Below are 20005 nucleotides of genomic sequence, written 5' to 3'. Positions count from 1 at the left end.
CTTAATGCACACGCTGGTTAATCAGTTTCGGTGGCAGCGCGACGGGAGTCAGCACCGGTTGTCCGGAAAAAATGCCATCAGATTTTTGCCCACCAGCTCAACCGTGCCTTGTGTAGCCTCAGGGAAAGCCCGGCTACGTGCGGAGTCAGCACAACATTGCTGAGGCTTTTCAGGGCATCGGGCACTTCCGGTTCGTGATCGAATACGTCCAGTGCGGCACCAGCGATGCGTCGTTGCTCCAGTGCGGTAATCAGGTCCGCCGTAGCGATCACGCTGGCTCTGGCGATATTGACGATGAATCCATTCGGTCCGAGCGCGTCAAGCACCGTTCGTGTGACCAAATGCTGCGTTGTAATGCCACCGGGCGTGGCAACCACCAGAAAGTCCGAAACTCTCGCCAGATCGGTCGGAGTCGAGCAGAACGCGTAAGCCACGTCGCTGCGCACCTGGCGGTTGTGATAGCTGATCTGCATGTCGAAACCCAATTCCGCGCGCTTGGCAATCGCCATGCCCACCGCGCCCAGCCCAAGAATTCCCAGGTGCTTGCCGGCCAGTGACGGGCGCATGATTTTCGGCCATTCACCGCGGCGCACCGCTGCATCACAGCGCGGAATGTCGCGGACCAATGCCAGCAACAGCGCCATCGCATGATCGGCAACTGAGGAGGCGTTGACCCCGGCACCATTGGTGACGGTGATCCCGCGGTCGCTGGCCGCTTGCAGGTCGACCTGTTCATAGCCCGCGCCGATCACCGTGATGATTTTCAGGGCGGGCAGGGCGCTGATCTCTTGGGCGGTCAGGCCCAGCGGGCCGCGAGTCAGCACGGCATCGATACGACTGCCATGGGTGATGATGGCTTGCGCACGTTCGGCCGGCGTTGGTGCAAGGATCAGATGGAATCCCTGGTGTTCGAGAATCGGCAGATAGTCATTGATCGTTTCAACCAGTACCAGAACGGTTGCGGGCATTGCGCGGCTCCTGTGATGGGCGGCGGGTGGGTCGCGAAAGTCGACTCAGAGTGCTGAATCCGCAGCGGCTTGGCAATCGTTGCATTCACGCAGTGGTGCTTTGATTCTGGACGGGTTCGTGGAACAAGCAAGCACCCATGGCGTACGGCCAATCAGGTGACGTATTGCGCAATGCCATTGCCGAACGACCAGTTCTCTTTTTTCACCTCCACGAGATTGATGAACACATCCTCCGGGCGTATCCCCACGTGCGCATGCAGGCTTTCGGCGATGGTTTTGAACATCAATTGTTTCTTCTCCACAGTGCGGCCTTCACTGATGGTGATTTGAATGAACACCACGCCGTCGCTGCGCTGGATGCCGAGATATTGCGGGTCATATACGAAGTGCTGGCCGTCGTGCTCGTTGAGAATCTGGAAATTGTCGTGCTCGGGCACATCGATGCAGCTGCGCAGGGCGGCGTAGATTTGTTCGCCGATGCGCCTGGCGAAAGTAGGGTCGGGGTTTTGCTGGATGTCGACGCGGACCAGTGGCATGGGAGGCTCCTTGGGTTAAGGCTTCTCTCACACTAGATCAAAGGCAGGGTTCTGGCAGGTAGTCGGTCTGGAATATCGCGGATTACTTGTATGAGCGGGCTTACGTGACTCGCGGATTTTGCCTACGGGAATGGCAGATGCGTCTGCTGGTCAGCGTGAATGGAACAGTTTGATGATAAGGGCATGACGATAGCCGTCGATGTGCATGCAAATGCTGACACCGATCCGCCAGCAGCCAAGGAGGGCAAATGTTCCATAACGATCGCGAAAATCTGGAGCTCGACAGGCTGGAAAACGAATCAAGGAAACTCGTGGCTGAATGGAAAAAGCTTCAGGCTGAAGAGAAAAAGTTATCAAGGGAGACGAAGCTCTATCCAATTGCAGTGTTTGGTGGAGTCTTGACTGCAATCACCGCAGTGGCAGGGTTTTTCTTCAAGTTGTGAGTCTTCATGCTTCACGACCGTCAGGCGCATTATTCAAAGGTTAATCAGTATGAGCACATATGACCGTAAGGCACGACTGGAGCAAATTGAGCGAGAGTTCGCAGAATATGAAGAAGCGGTGCGCAATAGGGACAAGCGCGAAAATGGCAAGCTCTGGTTGCTTTTCGGCTTCGGGCTGTACTGCGTTTTATTGGGTTTCATGCTCGGCATATCGCTCTAGGCGCATTCGATGACGCATGGGTGGGTGCAAAACGTATCCGTTTGCGGCATCTGACGTATCCATGAACGACCTTGTTTTTCCATAAACGACCATCCTTGGATCTGCTCCGCACAACCATTCCTCAGCTAAGTCTTTGCTTGCATTGATTTATCACGGAGAATCGCGCCCCTGTTTCGGCCGGAGCATGTCTGTCGGTTTTTTCCGACGCATCCTGACCGAGTGGCAAGTGACCGGAAAGCGGAGATCCGACCGGATGAATGATCAGGCCAATAGCCTCGAAAAGCGTTTCGACGCAGCAGCACCCGCTGAACTTTCGAGCTGGAATCGCCAGGACACCACCTGGATGCTGGGACTGTTTGGGACGGCCATTGGCGCCGGCACCCTGTTTTTGCCGATCAACGCAGGATTGGGTGGCTTCTGGCCGCTCGTAATCCTCGCGCTGCTGGCATTCCCGATGACGTTTTACGCTCACCGTGGCCTGACCCGTTTTGTGCTGTCCGGTCGCGAAGGCGCCGATATCACCGAAGTGGTCGAGCAGCATTTCGGCATCAAGGCTGGTGCCCTGATTACGCTGTTGTACTTCTTCGCCATCTTCCCGATCCTGTTGATCTACAGCGTCGGCCTGACCAACACGGTCGCCAGTTTCCTCGAACATCAACTGCACATCACGCCGCCACCGCGCGCGTTGCTGTCGTTCGTGCTGATTCTTGGCCTGCTGGCCGTCGTGCGTTGCGGTGAGCAGGCAATCGTCAAGGCCATGAGCCTGATGGTCTATCCGTTCATCGTCGCGCTGCTGTTCCTCGCCGTGTACCTGATTCCGCACTGGAACGGCGGCATCCTCGCCACTGCCTCGCAAGTGCCGGCGCCGTCAGCGCTGTTGCACACGCTGTGGCTGGCGATTCCGGTGACGGTGTTTTCGTTCAACCATTCGCCGATCATCTCGGCGTTTGCGGTCGATCAGAAGCGCCGCTACGGCGTGCATGCCGAAGAGCGCAGTGCGCAGATTCTCTCCCGCGCTCACGCACTGATGGTGCTGATGGTGCTGTTCTTCGTATTCAGCTGCGTGCTGACCCTGTCGCCGGAGCAACTGGCTGAGGCCAAAGATCAGAACCTGTCGATCCTGTCGTACCTGGCCAACCACTTCAGCAACCCGACCATCGCCTTCGCGGCGCCGTTGATTGCGTTCGTGGCGATCTCCAAGTCGTTCCTCGGCCATTACATCGGGGCCAGCGAAGGCCTCAAGGGCTTGATCGTCAAGAGCGGCAAACGCCCGGGCGCCAAGGCGCTGGATCGCATCGTGGCGGCGTTGATGCTGGTGATCTGCTGGATCGTAGCGACGCTGAACCCGAGCATCCTCGGCATGATCGAAACCATCGGTGGTCCGGTGATTGCGGCGATTCTGTTCCTGATGCCGATGTATGCGATTCGCAAGGTGCCAGCGATGGCGCGTTATCGCGGTCAGGCGTCGAACGTGTTTGTTACTGCAGTTGGGCTGGTAGCGATTTCGGCATTGGTTTACAAGCTGTCTGTGTAACGACTGATCGTTCCCACGCTCTGCGTGGGAACGCCTCTTGTGATGCTCTGCGTCACGCTTGGGGACGCAGAGCGTCCGGGCTGCATTCCCACGCGGAGCGTGGGAACGATCAAAAAACGCCGCTCATCTCACGATGGGCGGCGTTTTTTATTGCCTTGCAGCGTTAGGCTTGAACGACCGGGATCTTGGCGTTCGCAGCCGCTTCACGGAACTCGGCGATCTGGTCGAAGGACAGGTAGCGGTAGACATCGGCCGCCATGCTGTCGATCTTGCCAGCGTATTCCATGTACTCCTCGACGGTCGGCAGGCGACCCAGGATCGAGGCAACGGACGCCAGCTCGGCCGAGGCCAGGTAGACGTTCGCGCCGTCGCCCAGACGGTTCGGGAAGTTACGGGTCGACGTCGAGACCACGGTGCTGTTCGGCTCAACGCGTGCCTGGTTACCCATGCACAGTGAGCAGCCTGGCATTTCCATGCGTGCGCCAGCCTTGCCGTAGATGCCGTAGTAGCCTTCTTCGGTCAGTTGGTGAGCATCCATCTTGGTCGGCGGCGACAGCCACAGACGGGTTGGCAGCTGACCCTTGACCTGATCCAGCAGTTTACCGGCAGCGCGGAAGTGACCGATGTTGGTCATGCACGAACCGATGAACACTTCGTCGATCTTCTCGCCAGCAACGCTGGACAGCAGACGGGCGTCGTCCGGATCGTTTGGCGCGCAGAGCACAGGCTCGTTGATCTCGGCCAGATCGATTTCGATGACTTCGGCGTATTCGGCGTCGGCATCGGCTTCCATCAGTTCCGGGTTGGCGATCCAGGCTTCCATCGCTTGAGCGCGGCGTTCCAGAGTGCGGGCATCGCCGTAGCCTTCGCCGATCATCCAGCGCAGCAGGGTGATGTTGGACTGCAGGTACTCGGTGATCGACTCTTTCGACAGCTTGATGGTGCAACCGGCAGCCGAACGTTCGGCCGAGGCGTCGGACAGTTCGAACGCCTGCTCCAGGGTCAGACCTTCCAGGCCTTCGATTTCCAGGATGCGGCCGGAGAAGGCGTTTTTCTTGCCTTTCTTCTCAACGGTCAGCAGACCGTTCTGGATGGCGAAGTACGGAATGGCATGAACCAGGTCACGCAGGGTGATGCCAGGTTTCATCTTGCCTTTGAAGCGCACCAGGATCGATTCCGGCATGTCCAGCGGCATTACGCCGGTAGCAGCGGCGAACGCGACCAGACCCGAACCGGCCGGGAACGAGATGCCCATCGGGAAACGGGTGTGCGAGTCACCACCGGTACCAACGGTGTCCGGCAGCAGCATGCGGTTCAGCCACGAGTGGATGATGCCGTCACCCGGACGCAGGGAAACGCCGCCGCGGGTCATGATGAAGTCAGGCAGGGTGTGGTGGGTGGTCACGTCGATAGGCTTTGGATAAGCCGCGGTGTGGCAGAACGACTGCATCACCAGATCAGCGGAGAAGCCCAGGCACGCCAGGTCTTTCAGTTCGTCACGGGTCATCGGACCTGTGGTGTCCTGAGAACCCACGGTGGTCATCTTCGGTTCGCAGTAGGTGCCAGGACGCACGCCTTGGCCTTCTGCCAGACCGCAAGCCTTGCCGACCATTTTCTGCGCCAGGGTGAAGCCCTTGGTGCTTTCAGCCGGAGCTTCCGGCTTCTTGAACAGGTCGAACGGCGGCAGACCCAGTTCGGCGCGAGCCTTCTCGGTCAGGCCACGGCCGATGATCAGCGGGATACGACCGCCGGCACGGACTTCGTCCAGCAGCACCGGGGTTTTCATTTCGAAAGTGGTGATGACTTCGTCGGTACCGTGCTTGCAGACTTTGCCAGCGTGCGGGTACAGGTCGATCACATCGCCCATGTTCATGTTCGATACGTCGAACTCGATCGGCAGGGCGCCGGCATCTTCCATGGTGTTGTAGAAGATCGGAGCGATCTTGCTGCCGAAGCAGAAACCGCCAGCGCGCTTGTTCGGCACGTACGGGATGTCGTCGCCGAAGAACCACAGCACCGAGTTGGTAGCCGATTTACGCGAGGAACCGGTACCGACCACGTCACCGACGTAGGCGATCGGGAAACCCTGGCCGCGCATTTCTTCGATCTGCTTCATCGGACCGGTCTTGCCTTGCTCGTCCGGAACGATGCCGTCACGGGCCATTTTCAGCATGGCCAGGGCGTGCAGCGGGATGTCAGGACGCGACCAGGCGTCTGGCGCAGGGGAGAGGTCGTCGGTGTTGGTTTCGCCGGTGACCTTGAATACACGCAGGCTGATCTTGTCGGCCAGGACCGGGCGCTTCTTGAACCACTCGCCGTCAGCCCAGGATTGCAGCACGGCCTTGGCGTGAACGTTGCCGTTCTTGGCTTTTTCAGCGACGTCGTGGAAGGCGTCGAACATCAGCAGGGTGTGCTTGAGTTCTTCGGCGGCGACTGGCGCCAGCTCGGCGTCGTCCAGCAGTTCAACGAGGGTGACGATGTTGTAGCCGCCCTGCATGGTGCCGAGCAGTTCTACAGCGCGTTTCTTGTCCAGCAGAGGGAGGTGGCTTCGCCCTTGGCCAGGGCAGACAGGAAACCGGCCTTGACGTAGGCGGCTTCGTCCACTCCCGGTGGTACGCGATTGGTGATCAGGTCAACGAGGAAAGCTTCTTCGCCAGCCGGAGGGTTCTTCAGCAGCTCGATCAGGCCTGCTGTTTGTTCGGCGTTAAGCGGCTGGGGAACGATACCCAGGGCTGCACGCTCTTCGATATGTTTGCGGTAGGCTTCAAGCACAGTTATTACCCTCATCAGTGGTCCCAAATGGGTGTCCGGGACGCTCATCCCGAAATTGCCGTACTCATGCGCCTCACGACGTTGTGGGTCGTTCGGCCAGAATTACCGGCAATTCCTTACAGAAGCTGCTTTCAAAGTTTTACGCCTGCAGAACGGGGAGCTGATGAGGGTTGGCGTTAGGCTTTTCCCCGCTGGAAAAACCCTTCGCCAACACCGCTCTGAAGGAACGACTGTGCTCGTGACGCTTTGAAAACAGCTTCTAACGGACATTGGCGCCTTAAAAGGCTGGCTGATTCTACGGCAAAAAAATTTAAAGGTAAGTCGCGCTCTATTGGACTTTCGTGGCAATCGGCGCGGCCGGAGCAAACCTGCGGCGCTGGCGAGACCTTGCTGTTTGAGGGGTGATCAATGCCCGACAAAGGGCTAACATGCCGGCCTGTTCCGCGTTTCAGTGTTTTGCCCATTTATGCCCAATCAGACCATCAAGACCCCTGCGTCGGCCTCTGCTCCACCGTTTACGGTGACTTGGTGTGCCGTGGCTGCAAGCGTTTTCACCACGAAGTGATCCATTGGAATGGGTACAACGAGGAGGAAAAGCGTGCGGTGTGGCTGCGTCTGGAGCAATTGCTGTCACAAGTGATGGCGAGCAAAGTCGAGATCTTCGATCCGGCGCGCCTGCGCGAGCAACTGGAACAGCGCAAGATCCGCTTCGTACCGCATCAGTCGGAATATTGCTGGGCCTATCAGCTGATTGCCCGGGGCGCGCGGGTGATCATTAATCTTGAGGCGTACGGGATGGTATTGCTGCCGGAGTTCCGCGACTGGAACCTGCCGGAACTGCGCGATGCCATTGATCGGGAATTCTTCCTGCTGTCGGAAGCGCATTATCAACGCTACATCGCCCCGGGCTTCCTGAAAGACGCCTTCGGCGCCTAGAAGCTTCGCGAGCAGGCTCGCTCCCACAGGGAAATGCATTCCAGATGTGGGAGCGAGCCTGCTCGCGAAGCGCCAGTCAGGCATGGCAATCCTCAGTGTTTTGCCGTCAATTCCACCAGATGATCCTCAACCTCCTGCGGCTTGAGCACCAACACATCGCTTTCCAGGGTATCCAGCACCGCTTCAGCGGTATTGCCGATCAACGCGCCTGACAAGCCACTGCGCGCCACCGTGCCAATCACCGTCACCGCCGCCTGCAGCTTGTGCGCCATGAACGGGATCAATACATCTGCCGGGCCTTCTTCGATGTGCAGATGTTCATCATCGACATCGAACTCGGCCTGAAACGCCCGACATTGCTCGCGATAACGCGCCGCGATGGTTTCGCTCAGTTGCAGGGTCGGGTCCGCCGCCGACAGCATCGGCGACGGATGCGCGGCAATCACATGCAAATGCGCCTTGGCCAGGCTGGCGATGTCATAGCCATGATCGATGATGGTGCTGTGCAAATGCCGGTGCTCACCGTCGGCATTGCCAACGTCGACTGCAGCCAGGATCACTTTGTCCTTCCATGAGCCAGCGGTCTTCACCAGCAGCACTGGAGTAGGGCATTGGCGCAGCAGTTTCCAGTCTGCCGGGGTCAGCAAGGCTTTTTCAATGAGCTGTCGGGAAAGTGCTGTTTGATCACCAGCCCGCAACCCTCGGCCTGCTGCACATCAATGATGGTTTCGTGCAGGCTCTCGTTCCACGCCTGTTCGGTGGTCACGCTGTAGCCTTCGGCGAGCAATGCCGCCTTGAGCACACTGAGCAGGCCGGCGTGGTCATGCTTCTTGTCGCACACCAGCAGATGCAGATGGGCCTGGGTGACACCGGCGATCAGCTTGGCGCGCTTGAGCGCCAGGCTTTCCGCATGTTCAGGTTCGATGACCACCAGAATGCTGCGAATGGCTTGCATGAGCGGAGTCTCCAGCAAAGAAAAGGCACGGCGTTGCACAACTATAGTTGCTACCCGAACGTCTGCGACTTGATGCATATCAACAGCCGCCGCTGGTGGTCTGCGGGCAGGCCGGTATAATCGGCGCCCTTCGCTCGAACACCTTTTACCGTGAGCCCCATGATCCTTCCCGAAATCCACGAATTCCTTGGCTGCCGCACGCCCGACGCCTGGGTCCAGGCGGCACTGGCCGATCAGGAAACCCTGCTGATCGATCACAAGAACTGTGAGTTCAAGGCCGCCAGCACGGCGCTGAGCCTGATTGCCAAGTACCACGCTCACGTCGACCTGATCAACATGATGTCGCGCCTGGCCCGGGAAGAACTGGTGCACCACGAGCAGGTCATGCGCATCATGAAGCGGCGCAAGATCGAACTGCGTCAGCTGCACGCTGGCCGTTACGCCTCGGGCCTGCGCAAAGTGGTGCGCAGCCACGAACCGGTGAAACTGGTGGATACGCTGGTGGTCGGCGCGTTCATCGAAGCACGCAGTTGCGAACGCTTCGAAGCACTGGTGCCGCATCTGGATGAAGAACTGGGCAAATTCTATTTCGGTCTGCTGAAAAGCGAGGCGCGGCATTTTCAGGGCTATCTGAAACTGGCCTATCAGTATGGTGATGCCAAGGATGTCGCGCAGGTGATCGAACGCGTCCGTGCGGCCGAGCAGGAACTGATCGAATCGCCGGACGAGGAATTCCGCTTTCACAGCGGTGTGCCCGCCTGAATTTGTTAAAAACTCTTAAGAGTATGAAACATCACCGAAAACCGGCCCAAGTGGCCGATTTTTGCTGTCCGCCGTCATCGCCTGTTCGATGAATGCCAGCATAATATCCGCCCTTCCACGTTTGGCTTGGCAACGGTTGTTATGGATAACCTGGGTTTCGGCAAAGTTCTGCTGGTCGAAGACGATGAGCGTCTCGCCGCACTGATCGCACACTTTCTAGAACAGCACGGCTACGAGGTGCGCACGGTGCATCGCGGTGATCTGGCCATGGCTGCATTCCTGGAATTCAAGCCGAAGGTGCTGGTGCTCGACCTGATGTTGCCGGGGCAGAGCGGTTTGCAGGTCTGCCGGGAAATTCGCAGTGTCTCGGACACGCCGATCGTGATCCTTACGGCCAAGGAAGACGATCTCGATCACATCCTCGGTCTGGAGTCCGGCGCTGACGATTACGTGATCAAACCGATCAAGCCGCCGGTGTTGCTCGCGCGGCTGCGGGCGTTGCAACGGCGGCAGACGCCGGACACCAGCGTGGTGAGTTTTCTCGAGTTCGGGCAATTGAGCATCGACCGCAGTTGCCGGGAAGTGCGCCTGGCCGGTGAGCTGGTCGAACTGACCACCATGGAGTTCGAATTGCTCTGGTTGCTGGCCAGCGCGGCGGGCAAAATTCTTTCCCGCGACGACATTCTCAACCGCATGCGCGGCATCGCTTTCGACGGGCTCAACCGCAGCGTCGACGTCTACATCAGCAAGTTGCGCAACAAACTCAAGGACAACCCTCGCGAGCCGGTGTGCATCAAGACCGTGTGGGGCAAGGGCTATCTGTTCAATCCGTTCGCGTGGGAGCTGTAGATGCTGCGCTTGTTCCTCGGGCTGTTTCTGGTGATGACGGTGGGTCTGGTGCTGGCCTTGCAGGCGGTCGAGCACACCTTCAACGCGTTGCTCGACAGTCAGATGCAGGATTACAACCGTGAAGCCGTGCGCGGCCAAGCGTGGTCACTGGTCGATCATTTGCAAGGCCGCCAGGGTGCCGAGCGTGAGCAGAAACTCGATTCATTGCGCGCGCATTACGGTTTGTCGCTCAGTCTGGTCGAGGCCGATCAACTGGCCCTGACGCCGCAGGAAAAGGCCGAACTGGCGCAGAACCTGTTGGTGATCCGCGACGATTACACACAGTTCATCAGCAATATCGATGGCGGCTCACAGCTGCTCAGCATCAAGTTGCCGCCGGAGCCAAGCCTGATGCCGTTCTACATCACCGCGGCGTACATGATGTTGGCGGTGTTGATCGGCATCGTTCTGTTTTTCTGGGTGCGCCCGCACTGGCGCGATCTGGAAAAGCTGCGCCTGGCCGCCGAGCGTTTCGGCGACAACGATCTGTCGGTGCGCATCCAATTGTCGCGGCGCTCGAACATCCGAGATCTGGCCGAGCACTTCAATCTGATGGCGGCGCGCATCGAGGGCTTGATCGCCAATCAGCGGGAGCTGACCAACGCGGTGTCCCACGAATTGCGCACACCGATCGCGCGGCTGTCGTTCGAACTCGATCAGCTTAAACAGCAGCCCGGCGCCGGCCAGAATCGCGAGTTGATCGCCGACATGTACGCCGACCTCGGTGAGCTGGAGGAAATGGTCTCGGAGCTGCTGACCTACGCCAGCCTCGAGCACGGCGCGACAGTGATCAAACGGGAGAATGTTCAGGCGGTCGACTGGCTCGACAGCGTCGTCGGCAGCGTGGCGCTGGAAGCTGAAGCGGCGGGGGTGCAATTATTGATCGCCGGTTGCCAGGTTGACACGGTGAGCATCGAGCCACGCTTCATGGCGCGGGCGGTGATCAACCTTTTGCGCAACGCCATTCGCTATGCCGAGCAGCGCGTCGAGGTGTCTCTGCTGCGCAATGGTGATGACTATGAAGTGCGGGTCAGCGATGACGGCCCGGGCGTGCCGCTGGAGGGACGGGAGAAAATCTTCGAACCGTTTTCCCGACTGGACGCCAGCCGGGATCGGCGCACCGGGGGTTCGGACTGGGCCTGGCACTGGTGCGGCGGGTGTCGCAGTCCCATGGCGGGCAGGTTGACGTTGGCGATTCGGTGTGGGGTGGGGCGCTGTTCAGGATGACCTGGGCGCATCCGGATTAAGGTACTGATCATACCGGCCCCTTCGCGAGCAAGCTCGCTCCCACATTTGAAATGTGATCCCTGTGGGAGCGAGCTTGCTCGCGAAGGGGCCGGGAGAGTCAATATCTATGCGGGCTGACCGACCGCTATTGCGAGCAGGCTCACTCCTACAGGGGCCGGTGTTCAGCGGGTCAGACCGAGTCGCTCATGCCACTGGGCGATCGATTCTTCGGGATATTCATCAAACTGCTGATCCTTCGGCTTCGTCTCGACCTCAACCCACGGCGCTTTTGACCCGAGCATCAGGTGCGTGTGTTCCGACGGCACCGGCAGCGGCGTGTCGATCGCCGAGGCGAATGGATGAATCAGCTCTGGCCACTCCGGGCTGAACAGCCACAAACCGCTGCCGCACAGCGAACAAAAGTGGCGTTCGGCGCTGCTGCGATGGGCGCGTTTATCGCCTTCAGCTTTCATCTTCGCGTGATAGATGCTGATGTTTTTGCGTCCGCGAACCTTGAGAGTGGTCGCGTCGCCGCCAAGGTTGATCGCATAACCGCCGCCGCCCTGGGTCTTGCGGCAGATCGAACAATAGCAGCGTTGATAGGGATAAGGATGGGCGCTGTCGAGGCTGAACGTGACTTCGCCGCAATGGCAGGAGCCTTCGAGGTGCATGGTGCTCTCCCGTGTCTGAATGGTTCGCTTCAGCCTAGAACATTTTGCTTGGCGCTTGCCGGTGTGATGCGACCGGCGGGCGCAGCGTCTAGCCCCAGTGTCCCCGCGATCCCCATGGGGCGAGACTTTCGGAACCCGGCATGCAAGCGCTGTTGAACGAGATCCTTGACGCGGTCCGGCCCCTGATCGGGCAGGGCAAGGTCGCTGACTATATTCCCGCCCTCGGCACGGTGCCGGCCAACCAGTTGGGCATCGCCGTGTACAGTAACGATGGTGAAATGTATTGCGCCGGCGACGCTGAAACGCCGTTCTCGGTGCAAAGTATTTCCAAGGTATTCAGCCTGGTGCAGGCCATCGATCACTCCGGCGAAGCGATCTGGGAGCGACTCGGCCATGAGCCGTCCGGCCAGCCGTTCAATTCGCTGGTGCAACTGGAGTTCGAGCGCGGCCGCCCGCGTAACCCGTTCATCAACGCCGGGGCGCTGGTGATCTGCGACATCAACCAGTCGCGCTTCGCCGCGCCGACACTGTCGATGCGCGACTTCGTTCGGCGCCTGTCCGGCAACCCGCAGATCATGATTGACGGCAAGGTCGCCGACTCCGAATACCAGCACCGCGCGCGCAATGCGGCGATGGCGTATCTGATGCAGTCGTTCGGCAACTTTCACAACGATGTCGAAGCCGTGTTGCGCAGCTATTTCAGCCACTGCGCGCTGCGGATGAATTGCATCGATCTGGCCCGGGCGTTCTGTTTTCTGGCCAATGACGGGTTCTGCAAGCACAGCGGCGAGCAGATTCTGACGCGCCGCCAGACCCAGCAGGTCAACTCGATCATGGCTACCAGCGGTTTGTATGACGAGGCGGGCAACTTCGCTTATCGCGTCGGCCTGCCGGGCAAGAGCGGGGTCGGCGGCGGCATCGTTGCGGTAGTGCCGGGGCAGTTCAGCGTATGTGTGTGGTCGCCGGAGTTGAATGCGGCGGGTAATTCGCTGGCGGGAATGGCGGCGCTGGAGTTGCTCAGCTCGCGGATTGGCTGGTCGGTGTTCTGACTCGATCAGCCAAACACCACAAAACCCTGTGGGAGCTGGCTTGCCAGCGATGAGGCCCCGTCAGTCACTATAAATTTGCCTGAACCACCGCTATCGCTGGCAAGCCAGCTCCCACAGGGTTGGTCGGTGGATTGAAGAGGTGTATTTCAGGCAGTAATCCGCTACATTTTCCGGCCGCCCTCTGCATGGTGAATCCGCTTCATGTCTCTTGCGCTCGAACGTCTAGTCGCTGGCACGCCGATCCCTTTCGCTGGTAACCGCGTCACCGTGGTCAGCCCCGAACTGGCCGCGCGGTTTCAGCCCGGTGACCATCTGCTGGTCGAGCAGGTCAGTGGCGAGTTGTTGCTGATCCCCGTGGCTGATCAACAGGCCGCCTCGGTGGCAATCGAGCGTGCTGCTGCGGCATTCACCGCGTTGTCGGCGGTGTCCGATGAAACCATCAGCCGGTTCTTCGATCTGTTTGCTCAGCGCCTGGAAAGTCCTGAATGCTGGACGCAGATCGAAGCTGCCAACCGCGCCGACATCGAACGGGCCAAGGCGCGCGGTCGCTCGACCACACGTCTGCTCGCCGATGAACGCATGCGCTGCGACATGATCGCCGGGCTGCGCGCCTGGCGTGATGCGCCACCGACCCGGGGCAAGGTGATCAGCAGTGTCGAGCACGACGGCTGGAAGGTCGAGCAAGTGGTTTCGCCGCTGGGCATCGTCGCCTTTGTCTTTGAAGGTCGACCCAACGTATTTGCCGATGCCGCCGGGGTGTTGCGCACCGGCAACACCGCCGTGCTGCGCATCGGCAGCGATGCGTTGGGCACTGCGCAAGCCATCGTCGCTCACGCCTTGAACCCGGCACTGGCCGAAGCCGGCTTGCCGGTTGGTGCGGTGTCGTTGGTGGAAAGCGTCAATCACGCCGCCGGTTGGGCGATGTTCGCCGACCGGCGTTTGTCATTGGCCGTGGCGCGCGGTTCGGGCCGTGCGGTCAGTCAGCTGGGCAGCATCGCCCAGCAGGCCGGCACGGCCGTCAGCCTGCATGGCACCGGCGGCGCGTGGCTGATCGCCGACCGTGACGCCGACACTACGCGCTTCGCGGCGGTGGTGCGCAACTCGCTGGACCGCAAAGTCTGCAACACCCTGAACGTCTGCCTGATTCAGCGCGAACGCGCCGCCGAACTGGTGCCGCTGTTTCTCGATGCGTTAACGGCCGCCGGTACGGCACGCGGCCAAGGCTGCAAGTTGCACATCGTCGAAGGCAGTGAAAGTTGCCTGCCAAGCGAATGGCAGAACGCAACGGTCGAGGTTTATCGCGCGGAGGGTTACCGGACCGAAGCGCGGGCTGAATCCTTGCCGGAGTCGGACTTGGGTCGCGAGTGGGAATGGGAAGAGACTCCGGAAGTCAGCCTGATGATCGTCGACGATCTTGACCAGGCGATTGCGCTGTTCAACCGTTACAGCCCGCAATTCACCGTGTCGTTGATCAGCGAGGCGGCGGCGGTTCATCAACGCTTCTACAACGCTGTGAATGCGCCGTTCGTAGGCAACGGCATCACCCGATGGGTCGATGGCCAGTACGCGTTGAACAAGCCGGAACTGGGCCTTTCCAATTGGGAGAGCGGGCGCCTGTTTGCGCGCAGCGCGATTCTTTCCGGCGATGGCGTGTTTACCGTGCGTAGCCGGATGACCCAGATTGATCTCACGGTGAAACGCTGATCTGTTGATCGTTCCCACGCATAGCGTGGGAACGATCACCGGCCGGGGCTTCAGGCTGCGTTGGATGTCCTAGCGCTGATCGCGCAAGTGGTTGGTTGCTCGACCAGCGGCACAAAGGTGCGACGATCGGAAGCGAGCGCGTCGATCGAGCCGGTCTCGATGTCGTACACCCAGCCATGCAGATTAAGCCGGCCTTGCTCCTGGGCCAGGCGCACGCTCGGATGGGTCTGGATATTCGCCAGTTGCGCGATCACGTTCTCGCGCACCATCGAGCTCAATTTCGCCGCGTCGCTGCCATGCACGCGCGCTTCGTTCATCACCTTCGCCGACTCGGCATGCTGCAGCCAGCCGCTGACGGCGGGCAGGTGATCCATGCATTTACACTGGGCAATCGCGGTCATCGCGCCGCAATCGGAGTGGCCGCAAATCACGATATCGCTCACTCCCAGCACCGCCACCGCATATTCCACTGTTGCCGACACCCCGCCCGGATGTGGGCTGTAGGAGGGCACGATATTGCCAGCGTTACGGATCACGAACAGCTCGCCGGGTTCTTGCTGGGTCAGCAGTTCCGGCACCACACGGCTGTCGGAACAGGTGATGAACAGCGTGCCGGGTTGCTGCGTCGTGGCCAGATGTTTGAACAGTTCGCTGCGTTGCGGAAAGGCTTCGTTCTGGAATTTCAGGAAGCCGTCGATCAGGGCTTTCATGGGCGTGTCCTCTTTGGTGGATACCGGATGGCCCGCACGCAGGGTGCGGGCCGGACGTATCAGAAAGGGCGCAGCGGCAGGAACTTGCCATCGAGGGTCACTACTGCGCGGGAGCCGCCTTCCGGGTCTTCGACTTTTTGATGTCCAGTTTGAAGTTGATCGCGCTGATGATGCCGTCACCGAACTGTTCATGAACCAGCGCTTTCAGGGTGGTGCCGTAGATCTGGATCATTTCGTAAAAACGGTAGATGGTCGGGTCGGTCGGCACGCCGCTGAGGCTGCCACGCAACGGAATGATCTGCAGAGCGGCGACGTCATCGGCGCTGAGGTCGAGCTTGTCGCCGACCACTTGAGCAGCCTGTTCCGGCAGCGGATGCTGGCCGAGCAGGGCGGCGGTGACGTAGGCCACGCTGAGGCCGGTGCCGTCGGCGAGATCCTGCCACGACAAGTCTTTTTCGCCTTGGCGTCGAGCGCGCGGGTGGTCAGGGCCAGGCTGTTGTCGTTGTAGGCGTGGGACTGTTGCATGGTGTCACTCCTTTCAAGGTTTGGCTTGCTGTGTGGAAGCAATGTTGCGCCGGCCAATCCATAGCGTCCAAGACCGATATACAATGCTTCGCATAAGTCCTGCCTATAGATGGTGTCCTCATGCTGTTGCGACATTTGCGTTATTTGCTCGCCGTTGCCGATCACGGTGGCTTCACCCGCGCCGCCGAAGCGCTGCATGTCTCGCAACCGACGCTGTCCCAGCAGATTAGGCAACTGGAAGAAACCCTCGGCGTGAGCCTGTTCGATCGCACCTCGCGCACGGTGAAGCCGACGGATGCCGGTGCGGCTTACATCGAATGCGCGCGGCGCGTGCTGGTGGAGCTGGAGGCGGGGCAGCGCGCGTTGCACGACGTGAAGGATTTGTCGCGCGGCACCCTGCGCCTGGCGATGACGCCGACGTTCATGGCGTATCTGGTCGGGCCGTTGGTGCGTGATTACAGGGCGCGGTTTCCCGGGATTCATCTGGAGATCTTCGAGTTGTCGATGGACGACATCGAGGCAGGGCTGGCGGATGACTCGCTGGATGTCGCGATCGCGTTCACGCCGGTGCGCAATGCCGATATCGAATGCATACCGGCGTTTACCGAGACGCTGGGGATCATGGTCGGGCCTGGGCATCCGCTCTATGGCAGCCCTTCGGTGTTGACGCCGACGGAATTGGCTTCACTGGATCTCGCCTTGCTGGCGCCGGGTTTCATTACGCGGTTATCGGTGGATGAGTATTTTCGTCAGCACGGGATTACGCCGCAGGTGCGGATTGAGGTGAATTCGGTGAGTACGTTGCTGGAAGTGGTGCGGCATGCGCCGCTGGCGACTATGTTGCCCGAGGCGATTGCCAGTGAAGACCGCGCGTTGCGCCGCTTGCGGGTCGAAGGGGAGGCGCCACAGCGTGGCGCGGCGTTGTTGCGGCGCAGGAACAATTATCACAGCGCGGCGGCGTTGGCGTTTGTTGATCTTGTTCTGCAAACGCATATGACATGAACAAGACCTGTGGGAGCGAGCCTGCTCGCGAATGTGGCATGTCAGACACTGATACTTGCGCCTGAAGACTGCATTCGCGAGCAGGCTCGCTCCCACAAAGTTGCGGGGTGAGTTCTGGATGTAAAAGGGCCTGCTTCTTATCGAAGCAGGCCCTTTTTTACTAAAGCGTTATTCAATACAACCGATCAATCACCCGAACTTCATTCTGATTCTGCAGCGAATCCCACGCCTGTTTCAGCGTCTGCAGCACACTGCCAATGAAGTCCTTGTCGGCCGCAGCCTTCTTGCCGACATAACCGTGGCCGCGGCGGTACATCTTCAGGCGGGCCAGCAGGTTCTGGTGGTTGCGGTCGAATTCTTCTTCGCCAGCATGGGGCGACAGGCAGTCGATGTGCACCTGGCCCGACTTGCTGATCCAGAGAATATGGCTGTCGTGACTGTCTTTCTGCGCGGCGAACATACGCGCCAGTTCTTCGATGGTGGGTTGATTGTTCAGATTCATTGTTATGCCCCTTGACCAGTCTGGTGATCTTTCAAAGTTGATTCGCTAATACAGGTAGCCCATCGGTTAGTTGATCCCTGGCACCGAAACCAGGACGTCAGCGCTCGCCCGTATGAAGTACGGGGTCATGCATCTGTTGCATGTAGTCGTGTTGAATAACTGCTACGCAATAGCGTCACAACGAGGAGAAGCAGCGAAAACCGGGAGGCTCCTTGACGACATATCCAATGTCGGCCACAAGCGTCTTGAGAATTTTCGCCAGCGCTTCTCGTCCTTGTACTGGACGTTCAGGCCAGGTCAGCTTCTTCAATCTGCCTTGTGGGCAGCGTGTATCCGGAAAAAACAACTCGGCGGTCAGACGAGTTTGCTCAAGCGTGTTACCAGTGCTCCCGATCGGGGAACGTCTTCATCATGCAAAAGCAAAACGATGCCGTCAACGGTTTTGTAGTGAATATTTTCAAGCACTACATATTGTCGGACAAAGCTGTTTTGGAATGAGAAAAGATCCGCTTCGACAACGTGTACAAGGGAACCGCGAAGGATTCAGCGAGTCGCCGGACGCGCCGTGCGCTTGCGCGTACCGGTGGTTTTGCTGGCCGTCGACTTGCGCTTTTTCTTCCACGGCGCTGCGGCTTTGCCGGCAGGCGGCGGGCCGCTGATGGTCAGGCTGAGGGCGGAACAGCGGCTGACCTGCTTGCTCATCCACGCAGCTTGTTTGGTGACGAATTCTTCCAGACTCATCTCGCCGTTTTGCACCATGTCCAGCGCCTGTTCCCAGATCGCCGTAGTGCCAGGATCGGCGATCGCGCGCGGCACTGCATCGATCAGGCTGAACGCCGCAGGTGTCGCCGCCAGCGCCTTGCCGTTTTTCACCAGATATCCGCGATCAAGCAAACCCTGAATGATCGACGCGCGGGTGGCTTCGGTGCCGATGCCGGTGGTGTCCTTGAGTTTCTGTTTGAGAAGCGGATCCTCGACCAGTTTGGCGACGTTCTTCATCGCCTTGATCAGATCGCCTTCGGTGTAGGGTTTTGGCGGTTGCGTCCAAAGATCCTTGAGATTCACCTTTGCCACAGCGCATTCGACGCCCTGGCTGAGGGTCGGCAAGGTTTGCGGTGCTGGTGCTTCGCGGCCCCTGGCCGGTGCCAGTGCTTCGGGCAATGCGCGCTTCCAGCCTGGTTCGATGATCTGCTTGCCGACCGCGCGCAACGCCTGCCCGTTGCAATCGAAATCGGCCTGGGTGCGATCATATTCGTGATTGGGCAGGAACTGCGCCAGGTAGCGCGCGCGAATCAGCGTGTACACCGCGCGATGCTTGCCGGTCAGACGTTCGAGGTTCTTCGCGGCGATGGTGGGGATGATGCCGTGGTGAGCGCTGACCTTGGCGTCATTCCAGGCTCGCGAGCGCCGCTGCGGTTCGAGAAAACCCTGCAACACTTCAAGGCTTGGATCGGCCTGACGCAACGCGGTGAGGATCGATGGCGCCTCACTGTGTTGGCTCAACGGCAGAAAGCCGCAATCACTGCGCGGATAGGTGATGACTTTGTAGGTTTCGTAAAGGGCCTGGGCGATGTCGAGGGTTTCCTGGGCGCCGAGGCCAAGCTTTTTCGAGCAGACTTCCTGCAAGGTGCCGAGATCGAAGGGCAGGGGCGCGACTTCGCGCATGCGCTCGGTTTTCAGCTTGATCACTCGAGCGCTGTCAGCGTTCTTGATCGCCGCTGCCGCTTGCTGCGCCAACGCCTGATTCAGGCAGCGATCCTGATCATCACAAACGTCTGACGGTGCGCGCCACTGTGCGGTAAATGCCGTGCCGTTGTGCAGCAGATCCACGTCGATAGCCCAGAAGGGCACGGGGACGAAATCGGCGATGCTGCGGTCGCGGTCGACCACTAGTCGCAGGGTCGGCGTCTGCACCCGGCCCACGGGCAACACGCCCTGGTAACCCGACTGCCGGCCCAGCAAGGTGAACAACCGACTCATGTTCATGCCGATCAGCCAATCGGCCCGTGAACGACCCAACGCCGAGTGATACAGACTGAAAGTTTCGGCTCCTGGCTTCAGCGCAGCCAGTGCTTTGCGAATCGATGCCTCGTCCAGCGCCGACAGCCACAAGCGGCGGATCGGCCCGCGATAGCGGCAGTGCTCGACCAGTTCCCGGGCGATCATCTCGCCCTCACGGTCGGCGTCGGTGGCGATGATCAGTTCGCTGGCCTCGCCGAGCAGGCGCTTGACCGCTTTGTACTGACTGGCAGTGCGCGGCTTGACGGTCATTTTCCACTTGTCCGGAATGATCGGAAGATCGGCCAGCACCCAGCGTTTGTAGCGCGCGTCGTAGGCATCCGGCGGCGCTGTTTCGAGCAAGTGGCCGATGCACCAGGTCACTGTGACGTCCGTTCCCAACCAGCAGCCGTCGCCGCGCCGTTTGGCGCCGAGTACGGCCGCAATGTCTTTGGCCTGGGAAGGTTTTTCACAGAGGTACAGCCGCATAGCTACCATCGCTGGTTGGTTTGTGGGAGCGCACAGGATGGCTGGAGTCTGCGGCGCGAGCAACTTTTATCTGTATGGATATACAGATAAAACCATTGCCAAAGATTTTCGCCG

General features: G+C 59.7%; 14 protein-coding genes and 5 pseudogenes. 10 read left to right on the top strand and 9 right to left on the bottom strand.

From position 1 onward, the window contains the following. Position 1: 1 nt before the first annotated feature. Positions 2-968, bottom strand: a pseudogene (locus LJU32_20675) (2-hydroxyacid dehydrogenase). Between the two features lie 152 nt (positions 969-1120). Then, positions 1121-1504, bottom strand: a complete 384-nt coding sequence (locus LJU32_20670) for a tautomerase family protein (protein ID WKV87971.1) — start codon at positions 1502-1504, stop codon at positions 1121-1123. Between the two features lie 248 nt (positions 1505-1752). Here LJU32_20670 and LJU32_20665 point away from each other — a divergent pair, with 248 nt between their 5' ends. The 3 genes from LJU32_20665 (at position 1753) to LJU32_20655 (ending at position 3701) form a co-directional block, all read left to right on the top strand. Continuing rightward, the gene (locus tag LJU32_20665) at positions 1753-1947 is read left to right on the top strand and encodes a hypothetical protein (protein WKV87970.1); all 195 of its coding nucleotides are present in this window, start codon (positions 1753-1755) and stop codon (positions 1945-1947) included. A 49-nt stretch (positions 1948-1996) separates the two neighbouring features. After that, positions 1997-2167 (top strand): hypothetical protein, encoded by a 171-nt coding sequence (locus LJU32_20660; protein WKV87969.1) that lies wholly within the window; start codon positions 1997-1999, stop codon positions 2165-2167. Between the two features lie 253 nt (positions 2168-2420). Next, positions 2421-3701, top strand: a complete 1281-nt coding sequence (locus LJU32_20655; GenBank protein WKV87968.1) for an HAAAP family serine/threonine permease — start codon at positions 2421-2423, stop codon at positions 3699-3701. A gap of 163 nt (positions 3702-3864) precedes the next feature. Here LJU32_20655 and acnB read toward each other — a convergent pair. Next, positions 3865-6473: pseudogene (gene acnB / locus LJU32_20650) on the bottom strand (bifunctional aconitate hydratase 2/2-methylisocitrate dehydratase). A 462-nt stretch (positions 6474-6935) separates the two neighbouring features. Here acnB and LJU32_20645 point away from each other — a divergent pair. Next, a complete protein-coding gene (locus LJU32_20645) occupies positions 6936-7409 on the top strand; it encodes a DUF1289 domain-containing protein (GenBank protein ID WKV91162.1) in 474 nt (157 codons plus the stop codon). A 92-nt stretch (positions 7410-7501) separates the two neighbouring features. Here LJU32_20645 and LJU32_20640 read toward each other — a convergent pair. Beyond that, positions 7502-8364: pseudogene (locus LJU32_20640) on the bottom strand (universal stress protein). A gap of 159 nt (positions 8365-8523) precedes the next feature. Here LJU32_20640 and LJU32_20635 point away from each other — a divergent pair. From LJU32_20635 to LJU32_20625, 3 genes and pseudogenes are all read left to right on the top strand, one after another. Next, a complete protein-coding gene (locus tag LJU32_20635) occupies positions 8524-9126 on the top strand; it encodes a tRNA-(ms[2]io[6]A)-hydroxylase (GenBank protein WKV87967.1) in 603 nt (200 codons plus the stop codon). A gap of 141 nt (positions 9127-9267) precedes the next feature. Further along, positions 9268-9975 carry a response regulator gene (locus LJU32_20630; GenBank protein ID WKV87966.1) on the top strand — a complete coding sequence of 236 codons (708 nt, stop codon included), beginning with the start codon at positions 9268-9270 and terminating at the stop codon, positions 9973-9975. Continuing rightward, positions 9976-11261, top strand: a pseudogene (locus LJU32_20625) (HAMP domain-containing protein). It begins immediately after the preceding gene. Between the two features lie 162 nt (positions 11262-11423). Here the strand turns inward: LJU32_20625 and LJU32_20620 are convergent. Then, positions 11424-11912 carry a GFA family protein gene (locus LJU32_20620; protein WKV87965.1) on the bottom strand — a complete coding sequence of 163 codons (489 nt, stop codon included), beginning with the start codon at positions 11910-11912 and terminating at the stop codon, positions 11424-11426. A gap of 140 nt (positions 11913-12052) precedes the next feature. Here LJU32_20620 and glsB point away from each other — a divergent pair, with 140 nt between their 5' ends. Then, the gene (gene glsB / locus LJU32_20615; protein ID WKV87964.1) at positions 12053-12961 is read left to right on the top strand and encodes a glutaminase B; all 909 of its coding nucleotides are present in this window, start codon (positions 12053-12055) and stop codon (positions 12959-12961) included. 201 nt (positions 12962-13162) lie between these two features. After that, positions 13163-14665, top strand: coding sequence for an aldehyde dehydrogenase family protein (locus LJU32_20610; protein WKV87963.1), 1503 nt, complete (start codon positions 13163-13165; stop codon positions 14663-14665). A 50-nt stretch (positions 14666-14715) separates the two neighbouring features. Here the strand turns inward: LJU32_20610 and LJU32_20605 are convergent, their stop codons facing one another. Both LJU32_20605 and cynS read right to left on the bottom strand, forming a co-directional pair. Then, positions 14716-15375: a carbonic anhydrase gene (locus LJU32_20605; protein ID WKV87962.1), complete on the bottom strand. Its 660-nt coding sequence runs from the start codon at positions 15373-15375 to the stop codon at positions 14716-14718. 59 nt (positions 15376-15434) lie between these two features. Next, positions 15435-15900, bottom strand: a pseudogene (cynS, locus tag LJU32_20600) (cyanase). Between the two features lie 120 nt (positions 15901-16020). Here cynS and cynR point away from each other — a divergent pair. Beyond that, on the top strand, positions 16021-16902 hold the full coding sequence (gene cynR, locus LJU32_20595) for a transcriptional regulator CynR (protein ID WKV87961.1): 882 nt from the start codon (positions 16021-16023) through the stop codon (positions 16900-16902). A gap of 172 nt (positions 16903-17074) precedes the next feature. Here the strand turns inward: cynR and LJU32_20590 are convergent, their stop codons facing one another. Both LJU32_20590 and LJU32_20585 read right to left on the bottom strand, forming a co-directional pair. Then, positions 17075-17404 (bottom strand): hypothetical protein, encoded by a 330-nt coding sequence (locus LJU32_20590; GenBank protein ID WKV87960.1) that lies wholly within the window; start codon positions 17402-17404, stop codon positions 17075-17077. A gap of 543 nt (positions 17405-17947) precedes the next feature. Then, positions 17948-19891: a DNA topoisomerase III gene (locus LJU32_20585; GenBank protein WKV87959.1), complete on the bottom strand. Its 1944-nt coding sequence runs from the start codon at positions 19889-19891 to the stop codon at positions 17948-17950. Positions 19892-20005 lie beyond the last annotated feature (114 nt).

This window comes from Pseudomonas sp. B21_DOA (assembly GCA_030544685.1).
Classification (GTDB): domain Bacteria; phylum Pseudomonadota; class Gammaproteobacteria; order Pseudomonadales; family Pseudomonadaceae; genus Aquipseudomonas; species Aquipseudomonas fluorescens_AO.
This window is presented reverse-complemented; position numbering and strand designations above follow the sequence as displayed.